Origin of the sequence: Flavobacterium sp. 2755 (genome assembly GCF_031455715.1) — a bacterium.
In the GTDB taxonomy this organism is placed as follows: domain Bacteria; phylum Bacteroidota; class Bacteroidia; order Flavobacteriales; family Flavobacteriaceae; genus Flavobacterium.
Genome location: NZ_JAVDTG010000004.1, coordinates 350,184 through 363,276 on the forward strand (window position 1 = coordinate 350,184; position 13,093 = coordinate 363,276).

At 36.1% G+C, this 13,093-nt stretch carries 10 protein-coding genes; 8 read left to right on the top strand and 2 right to left on the bottom strand.

Features of this window, described 5'->3' with window-relative positions; genetic code table 11:
- The first annotated feature begins 99 nt into the window (after nucleotides 1–99).
- A complete protein-coding gene (locus tag J2Y38_RS11780; protein ID WP_309842634.1) occupies nucleotides 100–1,380 on the top strand; it encodes an acetyl-CoA C-acetyltransferase in 1,281 nt (426 codons plus the stop codon).
- A 95-nt stretch (nucleotides 1,381–1,475) separates the two neighbouring features.
- On the opposite strand, the gene J2Y38_RS11785 is transcribed toward J2Y38_RS11780, so the two are convergent.
- Entirely contained in the window at nucleotides 1,476–2,084 is a 609-nt protein-coding gene (locus J2Y38_RS11785) for an NAD(P)H-dependent oxidoreductase (protein ID WP_309842636.1), read from the bottom strand.
- Between the two features lie 109 nt (nucleotides 2,085–2,193).
- On the opposite strand from J2Y38_RS11785, the gene J2Y38_RS11790 reads away from it, so the two are divergent.
- From J2Y38_RS11790 to J2Y38_RS11800, 3 genes are all read left to right on the top strand, one after another.
- Nucleotides 2,194–2,583, top strand: coding sequence for a helix-turn-helix domain-containing protein (locus J2Y38_RS11790; RefSeq protein ID WP_309842639.1), 390 nt, complete (start codon nucleotides 2,194–2,196; stop codon nucleotides 2,581–2,583).
- Between the two features lie 218 nt (nucleotides 2,584–2,801).
- Complete coding sequence (locus J2Y38_RS11795) at nucleotides 2,802–5,720, top strand: PQQ-dependent sugar dehydrogenase (protein WP_309842641.1); 2,919 nt, start codon at nucleotides 2,802–2,804, stop codon at nucleotides 5,718–5,720.
- Nucleotides 5,721–5,911: 191 nt separating this feature from the next.
- Nucleotides 5,912–7,375, top strand: a complete 1,464-nt coding sequence (locus J2Y38_RS11800; protein ID WP_309842645.1) for a sulfatase — start codon at nucleotides 5,912–5,914, stop codon at nucleotides 7,373–7,375.
- Nucleotides 7,376–7,676: 301 nt separating this feature from the next.
- Here J2Y38_RS11800 and J2Y38_RS11805 read toward each other — a convergent pair whose 3' ends face one another.
- Nucleotides 7,677–8,426 (bottom strand): dihydrodipicolinate reductase C-terminal domain-containing protein, encoded by a 750-nt coding sequence (locus tag J2Y38_RS11805; RefSeq protein WP_309842646.1) that lies wholly within the window; start codon nucleotides 8,424–8,426, stop codon nucleotides 7,677–7,679.
- A gap of 407 nt (nucleotides 8,427–8,833) precedes the next feature.
- Here J2Y38_RS11805 and J2Y38_RS11810 point away from each other — a divergent pair, with 407 nt between their 5' ends.
- The 4 genes from J2Y38_RS11810 to J2Y38_RS11825 all read left to right on the top strand — a co-directional run bounded on the left by J2Y38_RS11810 (nucleotide 8,834) and on the right by J2Y38_RS11825 (nucleotide 13,031).
- The gene (locus tag J2Y38_RS11810) at nucleotides 8,834–9,268 is read left to right on the top strand and encodes a DUF1810 domain-containing protein (RefSeq protein ID WP_309842647.1); all 435 of its coding nucleotides are present in this window, start codon (nucleotides 8,834–8,836) and stop codon (nucleotides 9,266–9,268) included.
- 151 nt (nucleotides 9,269–9,419) lie between these two features.
- Nucleotides 9,420–9,770 (top strand): hypothetical protein, encoded by a 351-nt coding sequence (locus J2Y38_RS11815; protein WP_309842649.1) that lies wholly within the window; start codon nucleotides 9,420–9,422, stop codon nucleotides 9,768–9,770.
- A 244-nt stretch (nucleotides 9,771–10,014) separates the two neighbouring features.
- Nucleotides 10,015–10,710, top strand: coding sequence for an ATP-binding cassette domain-containing protein (locus tag J2Y38_RS11820; protein WP_309842652.1), 696 nt, complete (start codon nucleotides 10,015–10,017; stop codon nucleotides 10,708–10,710).
- Between the two features lie 29 nt (nucleotides 10,711–10,739).
- Nucleotides 10,740–13,031: a TonB-dependent receptor domain-containing protein gene (locus tag J2Y38_RS11825; protein WP_309842655.1), complete on the top strand. Its 2,292-nt coding sequence runs from the start codon at nucleotides 10,740–10,742 to the stop codon at nucleotides 13,029–13,031.
- The last annotated feature ends 62 nt before the right edge of the window (nucleotides 13,032–13,093 follow it).

Sequence of the window (13,093 nt, forward strand, 5' to 3'; positions counted from 1 at the left end):
ACTTATAACTTTATAAACTTGAGGAGAAAGCAAATAATTGAGGAAGTATACTTATCTTTAATCCGCAAAATAAATTTCCACAACGAAAAACATAAATCAATGAATACCACAAAAACAGTTAGAAAAGTAGCTATTGTAGGTTATAATCGAATTCCGTTTGCAAGAGCCAATACCGCTTATGTAAATGTTGGAAATCAGGAAATGATGACCGCAGCCTTAAACGGGCTTATTGATAAATATAATTTAAAGGGACAATTATTAGGTGAAGTTGCTGGTGGCGCCGTAATAAAACATTCTTATGACATGAATATGATAAGAGAATGTGTTATGAAAACCGCTCTCGATCCCGCTACCCCAGCCTGCGATTTGCAGCAAGCCTGTGACACGGGAATTGAAAGCGCTGTTTATATTGCCAATAAAATTGCGCTTGGTCAGATCGAATCCGGAATTGCCGGAGGTGTCGACTCCATTAGTGACATGCCAATTGCGGTAAGTGAAAATTTGAGAAAAACATTGCTTAAAGCCAGACAGGCAAAATCATTGGGAGAAAAAATTAAGGCGTTTTTAAAATTACGTCCAAAAGATTTTTCTCCATTAGTTCCAAGAAATGAAGAAACACAAACCGGCCTTTCTATGGGCGGACATACGGAGATTACAGCAAAATATTATAAAATTTCAAGAGAAGATCAGGACAATCTAGCACTTAAAAGTCATTTGAATATGGCAAAAGCGTATGACGAAGGTTTTTTTGCTGATATGATAACGCCTTTTAATGGACTTGACAGAGATAATAACCTGAGAAAAGACAGCAATATAGAAAAACTGGCTAAACTAAATCCTGCTTTTGATAAAGCAAACGGAACTTTAACCGCTGGAAATTCAACTCCTTTAACTGACGGTGCATCCTGCATACTTTTAGCCAGCGAAGAATGGGCAAACGAACGCGGATTACCAATCCTGGCGTATATTACTTTTGCAGAAATTGCAGCGATTGAATATGTAAAAAATCAGCAGAATCTTTTATTGGCACCTTTATTTGCTGCCAGCAGAATGCTTGAAAAAGCCGAATTAAATCTACAGGATTTTGATTATTATGAAATTCACGAAGCTTTTGCCGCTCAGGTTTTGGCAACTTTAAAAATTTGGGAAAGTCCTGAATTAAGCGCCGAGTTAGGCTTGAAGAAAACGCTTGGTGCAATTGACAGGGAAAAACTAAATGTAAAAGGAAGCAGTCTTGCAGCCGCGCATCCTTTTGCCGCAACCGGAGGAAGAATAATTGGTGTTATGGCAAAATTATTAAATGAAAAAGGTTCAGGAAGAGGATTTGTTTCTATCTGCGCTGCCGGAGGACAAGGCGTTACGATGATTATTGAAAAATAATAAATTCAATATTTACACTTTACAACAAACCCGACAGGTTTTAAAAACTTGTCGGGTTTACTTATAAGATTTAGAATAGATAATTTTATATCTAATTAAAAAGCAAATTCTTCAACAGAAGATAAAGCTTTTGGTAAAGCTTTTTCGGCAAAGTCAGGAATTGCAGTTCCTTCCACACGGAAAGTCGTAACATCAGTCATTCCCAAAAAGCCTAATACAGTTCGAAGATAGGATTCAGAGAAATCGTAGCTTTTGTATGGCCCTTCAGAAAATATAGCTCCGGAAGCGATTGACAAATACACTTTTTTATCGGTAACTAATCCTTTTGCCCCTTCTGGACTATAGCTAAAAGTCTTTCCTGCTCTCGCAACCTGATCAATCCAACCTTTTAAAACTGCCGGAATTCCGAAGTTGTATAAAGGCACTCCAATCACGATTATATCCGATTCTAATAATGTTTTTATTGCTGCATCAGAATATTTCAATGCGTCTGTTTGTTCTGGCGTATGTGCTTCTGCAGGCGTATAAACGGCATTAATATGCGAACCCGTTAAGTAAGGTAAAGGTGTTTTTGTAAGATCAAGTGTTTGAACTTCTGTTTCTGTTTGTGTTGCTAATCTTTCAATAATAGCATTTGATAATTGATTACTAAACGAAGTATCTCCGTTTGTACTAGTAATTATGCGTAGAATTTTTTGGCTCATGATTTAAATTATTTGTTTTACGATACAAACTTATCTACATTTGCTATCTCTTTTATAGTACTATCCCCGAGGATAGCGCTACCCTTGAGGATAGTAATGTGATATATATATGGAAACAGAAGTAAAAACAGCAATAAGAACATTCAAAAAAGAAGATAAAGATTGTAAACCACAAGAATGTATGGCGGCTTTATTGCCTGTAAGAGATGCTTTAGAGGTTTTAAGCGGAAGATGGAAATTACCCATTTTAATTGCTTTATCGAACCGGCCAAAACGATTTAAAGAAATTTCTAAAGATATCAACGGAATTACAGACAAGATGCTTTCGAAAGAATTAAAAGATCTTGAAATAAATAAACTTGTTACCAGAACGGTTTATGATACTTTTCCGCCAACGGTCGAATATTCACGAACCCAGCACAGCCAATCTTTAGGAGACGTAATTATGGCTCTAAAAGACTGGGGAACTTTACACCGAAAAGAAATTATCGGCAAATAAAAGTTTTTTAGCCACAGATTAAAAGGATTAAAATGATTTTAAAATCTACTTAACCTGATCCCGATAATTATAAGGATTGTGTAAAAAAAACTTTGTGCCTTAGTGCCTTTGTGGCATTATCACTAAATCGATATCGTAAAGAAATTTTAGTAAACTAAATAATTATACAGAAAAAGTTTAAATTTGGTTACCCAAATCACTAAAAATTCTGAATAATTATGAGAAAAAATCTACAATTTAACATTAAAAATAAATTGCTTAGTCATCTAATAATAGCTTTTGCTTTATTGATTTCTTCACAATCCTATTCGCAATACATCACCCAAAACGTTGCTCCTACTGCAGTTATCAAAGAAGGACTTTCGCTGGAACAATCTTCTGATGGAAGGATTTTTATAGCAGAACGCGGCGGTATTGTAAAAGTGTTTCAAAACAATACGGTTACAAATGTATTTACCGTTCCTACCGTAACAGATAACGAACAAGGGTTACTGGGCTTAACCCTTCACCCTGACTTTGCAACAAACGGTTATATTTATGTTTTTTATTCTATAGAACCAGCAGGAGAAAAAGTCAGACATAAAATTGAAAGAATCAAAATTGACAATGCTAACCAAGTAGTAAGCAGACAGGAAATTTTACTTTTAGAGCCTATTGGAAACGGATTTCATAATGGCGGGGATTTAAAGTTTTTTAACGGTTTTCTTTATGTAACTGTTGGAGATAGTCAGGATAATACCAATTCGCAGAATTTAGACACTTATAAAGGAAAAATTCTTCGTCTTACAGAAGACGGACTTCCTGCACCGGGAAATCCATTTTACGGAAGCGGTTCTATACAAAGACAAAGCATCTGGGTTTACGGGTTTAGAAATCCGTGGAGATTGGTTCCAAATGCAAAAGTCAATAAATTATTTGTTTTAGATGTTGGAACTTCATGGGAAGAAATTAATGAAATAAGCAATCCAACCATTCGCAATTATGCCTGGGGACATCCGCAGGGAGGAGACGGAATGAAAACCCAAACGGATTTATTTACAAATCCAATATTTACCTATGCAACCGGAAGTATCGGAAATGCTTTAACCAATGGAGTTTTGTATAATCCAACGATCTCACGTTATCCTAATTTAGACGGAAAATTTATTATTAAAGATTTTGTTCGAAATGCCATTCGCTGGTTTGATCCCAATGTTGCGAATCCAGTTTCGACTGAATTTTATTCTGCACCACAATTTCAGGTATTGGGTATGATGTTAGGCAATGACGGCTATATTTATTACTGTGAATATGGAAATAACGGTTCTTTAATCAAATTAGACTATATAGCAACCGCTGCACCAACAATTGTAAATCATCCAGTTTCTCAAACCATAATGGAAACAGATCCGGTAACCTTTGCAGTTTCAGCAAGCGGAATAGGTTTAACCTATCAATGGCAGTTTAACAATGCTGATATTAACGGAGCAACCGGAGCGAGTTATACAATTCCTAATGTAACAAATGCAAATGCAGGCGATTACAAAGTTATTGTAACCAATACAGCCGGAAATGTAACCAGTAATCCGGCAACATTAACGGTAAAACCTTTCAGCAATAAACCAACAGTAACAATTGTTTCTCCGCTTCCATCATTAAAATGGAATGCTGAAGATGTTGTTCATTTTGAAGCCACAGCAACAGACGTTGAAGACGGAACTTTACCTGCAAGTGCCTTTTCATGGAGTATTGATCTTTTTCACGAAGATATTCCGGGAGCCGGACACTCGCATCCGGGTGCAAGTCCGCAAGGTGTAAAATCAGGAAACTTTACAGCATCTAACCAAGGTGAAAAAACGCCAAATGTTTGGTACAGATTTACGGTAAAAGTAACCGACAGCGATGGTTTAACCGCTACAACTTTTGTTGACATTAAACCTAATTTAGTTGATGTTACTGTGACAAGTTCACCAGTTCCTCTTAATTTAGAGTTCAATCAAAAACCTGTTACGGCGCCTTCTACAAAACAAGTTGTGGCAAATGCTGCGGTACAAACTTTAAATGCACCAACGCCTCAGTATATTGAAAATACGCGTTACGATTTTGACCATTGGAGTCAGGGCGGAGCTGCAAATCAAACTTTTACAGCACCAGCAACAGGAACGATTACTTATACGGCATTTTATACGGCAACTGTACTTCAAAATGCTCCATATCAAGGATTATTTGCTCAGATTCCGGGAACTATTGAAGCAGAAAATTACGATGTTGGCCCGGGTGCTTTTCTGGATAAAAACGGCGGTGGAGATAATGTTTACAGAGCTGGCGACGGCGTAGGAACTGAAGCTTGTAACGAAGGCGGATTTAACCTTGCGTATGTAGCAAAAGATGAATGGCTGAAATATTCTGCAAGAGTAAGTACCAGCGGAAATTACACGATCAATTTAAGAGTATCTACACCTTATCTTAACCGAAAATTACATCTTGAAGTAGACGGTGTAAACGTTACAGGAATTCTTAATATCCCAAATACTGGAGGTTTTCAGGCATGGCAGACTGTTGCAGTTCCAAATATTCCTTTAACGCAGGGTAATCATGTCATTACTTTATATTTTGATGAGAATGACATTAACGTAAACAAAATGGAATTTGTATTGTCTGGAATTACCAGCCCAGTCGCCGATTTTGAATTTACACCACAAATGGGATGCGAAAATGAACCTGTTACCTTCACTTCTGTTTCTATTGGTACAATTGATAATTATTTATGGAATTTTGGCGCTGGCGCACAACCTGCAACCGCAACCGGAGTTGGTCCTCACACTGTAACTTATTCTACAGAAGGTGATAGTGAAGTTTCACTTACCGTAAGCAATTCAGAAGGAAGCAACACGAAAACAGTTACATATATGGTTCACGACTGCCACCTTGGTGTTGAAAATCCAAATGCAGAACCAAATGCAATTGTAGTTTATCCAAATCCATCAAAAGGAGTATTTCATTTGTCAAAAGAACTGGAATGGACTGTGTTTTCTGCTGCGGGAAGTAAAATTAAACAAGGTAAAGGAAATGTGATTTCAATATCTGAACAAGCAACGGGAATTTATTTTATAAAAACTAATGCTTCGAGTAAAGCAATTCCAGTAAGCAAACAATAATTTTATTTTTTAAGTTTAGAAAATAATCTAAATAATAAACCCGACAGATTTTAAAAACCTGTCGGGTTTTACTTTTCAGGAAATAACAATTTTCTATTTATCTTCAAAAAAAGAGTTATCCCAAGAAGAATACTTTTCATTTTTGCGGGTTATATTTGTAGTTAACTATCCCAATACAATACCACGCAATTATGAGAAAAAGTCTAATGCTGCTTTTATTAGTAATTCCTTTCATTAGCAGTAAAATAACCGCACAAAGCAAAAACCAAAATTCAAAACCTAATATCGTTATTATCAATATGGATGATATGGGTTACGGAGATACTGAACCTTACGGAATGACGGGAATCCCAACTCCACACTTTAATCAGGTGGCGAAGGAAGGAATGCGTTTGACTAATTTTAACTCGGCTCAGGCTATTTGTACGGCATCTAGAGCGGCTTTATTGACAGGATGTTATCCAAACCGAATTGGAATGTCGGGCGTACTGCTTCCGGGGGCTAAACATGCCCTTAATCCAAAAGAAGAAACAATTGCTTCACTTTTGAAAAAATCAGGCTATAAAACCGCTAATTACGGAAAATGGCATTTGGGAAATAATTTACCGTACTGGCCTACAAATTATGGATTTGACGAGTTTTTCGGGATTCCGTATTCTCATGATGTATGGCCAATTGATTACGACGGCTATTCATTGGTAACAGATCCTAAAGATCTGCGTTCTACCTTTCCTCCTCTTCCATTAATCAGTAATACAACTGTTATAGATACGATTAGAAACATAAAAGAGGCGTCTAAATTAACTACACTTTTTACAGAAAAAGCAGTGGGTTTTATCAAGAAAAACAAAAAGCAGCCGTTCTTTTTATATCTCACACATCCGCTTCCGCACGCGCCTTTAGCTGTTTCAGACAAATTTAAAGGCAAAAGTGATTTAGGTTTATTTGGAGATGTTATTATGGAAATTGACTGGTCTATAGGCGAAATATTAAAGACTTTAGACCAAGAAGGATTGACCAAAAATACGGTTGTAATTGTAACCAGCGATAATGGCCCGTGGCTCTTTTTTGGTGATAATGCAGGATCTTCAGGAGGTTTTAGAGAAGGAAAATCAACTACTTGGGAAGGCGGAACCAGAGTTCCGTTTTTGATTCGCTGGCCCGGAAAAATAGAAAGCGGTACTGTAAACGGATCACTTATAACTAATATGGATCTTTTACCAACAATTGCAGACATAACTGGAGCTGCTTTACCTGAAAATAAAATCGACGGTCTGGATTTTCTTTCTTTACTGACAGGAAAAACGAATAAAGGCCCTAGAGATACTTTCTATTATTATTTTGGCGTTGGAAGCAATAATCTTGAAGCCATTCGTTACAAACACTGGAAACTGGTTTTCCCGCACAAAAGCACATCATACAATAAAAACCTTCCCGGAAAAGGTGGTTTACGAGGCAAAGGTGCTGTAGTTGAAGTTCCGCTTGCTTTGTATGATTTGGCGCATGATCCGGGCGAAGTTCGTGATGTTCAGGAATTATATCCTGAAATTGTAGCAGAGATTCAAAAAATAGCCGAAACCGCCAGAGAAGATCTTGGCGATGATTTGACTAATAAGATTGGAAAAAATGTTAGAAAGCCTGCGATTGTTGAATAAAGTTTCTTGGTAAAATCTTAGAAGTGCAATCTCTCGCAAAGTCGCAGAGTCGCAAAGTTTTTTAATTTAAGTATTAATTGCCTCCAGCTTTAGCTGGAGGTTTTTATTTAAATAGGAAAAAGGCTTTAGCCAAACTAGTAAAGTTTCGGCTAAAGCTTTTCTTTGCCTATATTTTTACATCCAGCTAAAGCTGGACGCCATTGATTACTTTTCATTAAACTAAAACTTTGCGACTCCGCGACTTTGCGAGATTAAAAACTTTGTTCCTTTGTATCTCTGCTCCTTTGCACCTCAAAAAGATCTAAACCACAAAATAAGGCGATAAAATATCTTCAAAATTATACAATCCCTTTTTCTTATCTTTTAAATTCTCGGCGACAAAAACAACACCATTTCCAAAAGCTTCCCTTGAAATCGATTCATGAATTAACCGAACCGTTTGATACGGAAAACCAAAGATAACTTCATGTTTTCCAACGATTCCTCCCGCCCTTACCGAGTTGATGTTTTCTGCTTCAACATCTAGCGCTTCGGCAATTTTTATGGCAGTTCCAGATGTTCCTTGTTTTTTCTTAAAATGCTCTTCGTTTACTTCGATATCAACCCACGGTGCAATTTTCTTTAAAAACTTAGCGGCAAACAATAAATAATTTACACCCAAAGTAATATTAGGAGACCAAAAAACAGTTGTTTTATCAGCCAGTTTTTTAAGCAGTTTCAGCTCTTTATCTTTATAATGCGATATGGCAGAAATAATCTTTACATTTTTCTTCGCAGCAGACTCTCCGTAAATATAAATTCCTTCATTTGAAGAAAAATCAATAATAGCATCAACAGGATGTTTCTCCAGCAAATCGTCAATACTTGTAGTTGAACTTGAATAAATTAAACCAGGTTCTTTAGACTCAATTCCAAAAAATTCCGGAACAGATCTGTGTTCTAAAACCTTACTTTGTCTTAAAACCCATTCCAGCGAGAATTTTTTATTTTCCAGTAATATTGATGCTACTGATTTTCCAGTCTTTCCGAATCCGATTAATCCTATTTTCATATTTTATTTTTTAATTTGAGTATGAAACTCGTTAGCAGAAATTGGGCATTGCCAGAAAGAAATACAATTGAAGAAATTGCTTAAAAAATATCCTGACAAATAACCCTGTTTCATAAAAATAGAAAAATTATAACAAGGCATCTAGTAAAAATTGGCATTTATAACATTTAATAAGCTTGTTAACAGGAAATATTTTGTTATTTGATTTTTTATCCGAATAAAATTTGGATGAACCTTTAAATTGCCGCTTTACCTTTTTGCAGCTAAATTTTTACGGTATTTTTTTCAACAATTTTTGTTCGTAATATTCAAAAAAAATAGCAGTAAAAAAAGGATTTAGTAATGTACAACTAAACATATTTTCTGTAGTTTTATGATCTGATACCCCCAAATCAATTAAGTAAAGAATGGCTTACAACAATAATGAATTACTTCGGTTTTTAGATGCTCAAAATAAATTGTATCTAACTGCTCTTAATGAAATTAAGAAAGGCAAAAAGGAATCTCCGTGGATGTGGTGTATTTTTCCGCAGATAAAAGGGATGGGTTCCAGCGACACATCAAAATTCTATGAAATTAAAAATGCTGATGAAGCAATCGCTTTCCTGGAGCATCCCATTTTAGGAAAACACCTTATAGAAATAACAGAAGAATTGGTCAAAAAAGACGAATTAGAAGCTGTAGATATATTTGGTACGCCCGATGTTGAAAATTTGCAATCGTGTATGACACTTTTTGCAAGCATTCAAAATACAGAACCGGTTTTTCAGGAAGTATTGCATAAATATTTCGACGGATCTTCTGATTTTCATACGCTGCAACTATTATACAGTAATTTGTAAAATCAGTAAATACACCGACTTTACAATATAATCAGCAAAAATATAAAGCTTAAATTAGTGCATTTCTAAATTAAGTATTTATATTTGCAACACTGTTGCGTTTATTTACTTCATAATTAAACAGTTAATATCGCAGCAGAAATACCACCGAATGAAAAAGAAAATCGTAGTTGTAAATTTACTGATGTCTTTTGCAGTATTGTTCGCCATGCTGTTTCAGACGGTTCACTCCTACGAGCATATTTTAAGGCAGGCTTCAGAGAAACACTGTGAGCATAAAACTACCGCCGGACAAAAGCAAATAACGCACAGCCATTCGGTCGATGCCAATTGTCATATTTGTCATTTTGCCTTTAGTACCTTTATTCCGAATTCATTTCAGGCATTATCATTTCATAAAATAACAGTTGAAACCTCTTATACATTCTTTTATTCGAAGGTTTATACAGCATTTTTTAAAGGCAGTCTCTTTGCACTGCGCGCGCCTCCCGCATTCATTTAATTTACTACATTTTACTTATTTAAATAAAAACAGCTTTTTACCTATATAATAAATTGGGTAAAAAGAAATACTGTTTTACAGCTATTTTGGTTCCTTTATTTGGAACTCAAGTAAGCCTTTTAACTCTTGTAGTAAATTACCACTTCTCAAAATTAGAAATTCATAATCAAGCCTTTACAAATCAAGTAAAAGCCTGGGACTTCCATATCATTTCCAAAATCAATTTACCCAAAACATAAAAACTATGCTTACAGCAAAAAATCTCACCAAAAAATATGGTGATAATATCGCTTTGAATTCTTTAAACTTAACCATAAACGAAGGCGAAATTTTTGCGCTTTTAGGACAAAACGGCGCCGGAAAAACAACTACAATTAATCTTTTTTTAGGCTTTATTGAACCAACATCGGGAGAATTGGAAATCAATAACATTTCGGTTACTCAAAACAATCAGGAAACAAAAAAACACGTTGCTTACATTCCCGAAACTGTAATGCTGTATCCCAATTTAACGGGTCTGGAAAACTTAAAATTCTTTTCGTCACTGGCCGGATTCAAATATTCTGCAGGAGAATTAACTTATTTTCTAAATAAAGCCGGTTTACAGGCAGCAGCGCACGATCAAAACTTAGACGGATATTCTAAAGGAATGCGCCAAAAAGTGGGAATTGCAATTGCGATTGCCAAAAAAGCTAAAGTGCTTTTATTAGATGAACCTACGAGCGGTTTAGATCCAAAAGCTTCTAACGAATTTTCGCAGATTTTAAAAGAGCTTTCTGCCGATGGAACAGCTATTTTAATGGCAACGCATGACATTTTCAGAGCCAGAGAAGTCGCTTCGCACATTGGCATTATGAAACAGGGAAATTTAGTCACGGTAATCGAAGCCGATAAAATCTCAGCAAACGAACTCGAAGACTTGTATTTACAAACCGTTTAAAGGAAAAAAATTTCCAACCAAAGTATAAAATGAAACCTATAATTCTCTTTTTATTTTTAATAATCGCCACACATTCCATACAATCGCAGACTAATAAAAGAAATACAGACAGTATTGTTCAGGACTCTGTTAAAATGGCCAGAACCGAATTACAAACCGTTGAAATCGTGGGGCGTTCGACAAAAAAGTACACCAGCGATTATTCATTTGCCGCTACAAAAACTGCTGCTTTAAATAAAGATATTCCGCAGTCTATCTCAACCATAACCAAAGAACTTATTACAGATAAAGGCGCTTTTTATCTTGCCGATGCCGTAAAAATGGCAAGCGGTGTGATTCCGGCAAGTTATTACAATCAATACACGATTCGAGGTATCAGCCAAAACGAAGAAGGTCAGATTATCAACGGAATGCGAACACGTCAATATTATTTTTTGCAGCCTTTAACAAGCAATATTGAACGTGTTGAAGTGATAAAAGGCCCGTCGAGTGCGACATTTTCATCTGTAGATCCGGGCGGAAGTATCAATATGGTAACAAAAAAACCTTTGGCAGTTGACCGAAAAGAAATCAGTATGAGCGTGGGCAGTTTCAGCACTTTGCGCGGAACACTTGATTTTACAGGCCCTTTAAACGAATCAAAAACACTTTTGTATCGTGTAAACGGTGCGTATCAGCAGGCAAAATCATTTCGTGATTTAGTGAATAATAAATCATTTTTGATTTCACCTTCCTTCAGTTATATCCCAAATGAAAAAACTGCCATTAATACGGAGTTGATTTTGAGCGATATGAACGGAAATCTTGACAGAGGCCAGCCAATTTTTGGTGCCGTTGCCGGAAAAACAAGTTTAAATAAAACTCCAATCAGCTTAAATCTGGGAGCTCCGAGTGATTTTTTTAAGTCGAAAGAAATGATTTTGATGACCAATTTTGCCCATAAATTCAGTTCAAAAATTGGTTTTAATGCATCATATATGAAACAAACCTGGACAGAAGATCTTCAGGAACACAGAACTACAAATGCATTTGCGGTCGATATAAACAATCAGCCTGTAACAAGTCTGGCGATGATGCAGTTTGTGCAGCGTCAGCAAAACTGGGATATCGACAATTTGAGTGCTTTTTTAAACTTCGATTTCAAAACCGGAAAGCTTAAACATAAATTACTAACAGGTTACGATTTAAGCAGCTGGAATAAAAATAAAGGCGGCGGACAAAATGCGGCGAGAGGTTATTTATTAAAAGATGGTACCGTTGCGAGTTCATTTGTTTTGGCGAATGCCTCAAATTACCAAACCATTACGGTTGACGGCGTTGTATTGCCAAAACCAAATGTCGAATATTTCAACTTAAACAATCCCATTTATAAAATCACAAGCCCCGAAGATTATACGCTGAATGTTCGAACTGCACTTCCATCGGCATTAACGACTACAAATGCGGTTTATATTCAGGATCAGATTCAATGGGAAAAATTCACTTTTTTATTGGGTTTGCGAAACGAATGGTTTGAGGATATTACGAACTACGAAACCAGCAACGAACTGAAAGTAAAAAAATCGGCTTTGCTGCCAAGAGTTGGAATTACTTATGCCATAAATAATGCTATAAATGTCTACACAACTTATCTCGAAGGGTATCAGCCGCAATCGAATACGGTTACTTTAATGCCCCAAACGGGTTCATTGCCAGCCGGAAGTTTGTTTGATCCGCTTGAAAGTGATTTGAAAGAAGTAGGAATAAAAACGACTTTTTTAGACAACTCGATGAGTTTTAATGCTGCAATTTATGAAATCAGACAGCGCAATATTTTGATGAATGCAAATGATCCTGTAAATCCGGATTTATTGGTTACAAGAGGCGCAGAACGAAGCCGTGGTTTTGAGTGCGATTTAGCAGGTTATATTACGCCTGACTGGCAGATAAATGCTTCGTACAGTTATATAGATGCCGAAATTATCAAAGACAATAACCCTGCTTTAATTGGCGCCAGAAAACAAAACACACCAAAAAACAGCGCCAATTTATGGACACGCTACAACTTTGCTTCGGATTCTGCTTTGCAGGATTTAGGAATTGGTCTTGGGATGCAGTATCAAAGCTCGAAAGTTCCATGGTTTACAAGAGATTTTACACTTCCTGATTTTACCATTTTTGACGCTGCTTTATTTTACAAACCAAGCAAAAGTAATGTGCAGATTGCTGTAAATGCCGGCAATTTATTAAACAAAACGTATTGGCTTGGCGCGCAGAATTACTTACGATTATTTCCCGGAAGTCCACGAAACGTAAGCCTTACCGTAACTTATAAATTTTAATTCGTTGATGTGAAAAACATTTAAACACATAGAAAAATAGGTTTTTTAGTAGTGAAAGAAGA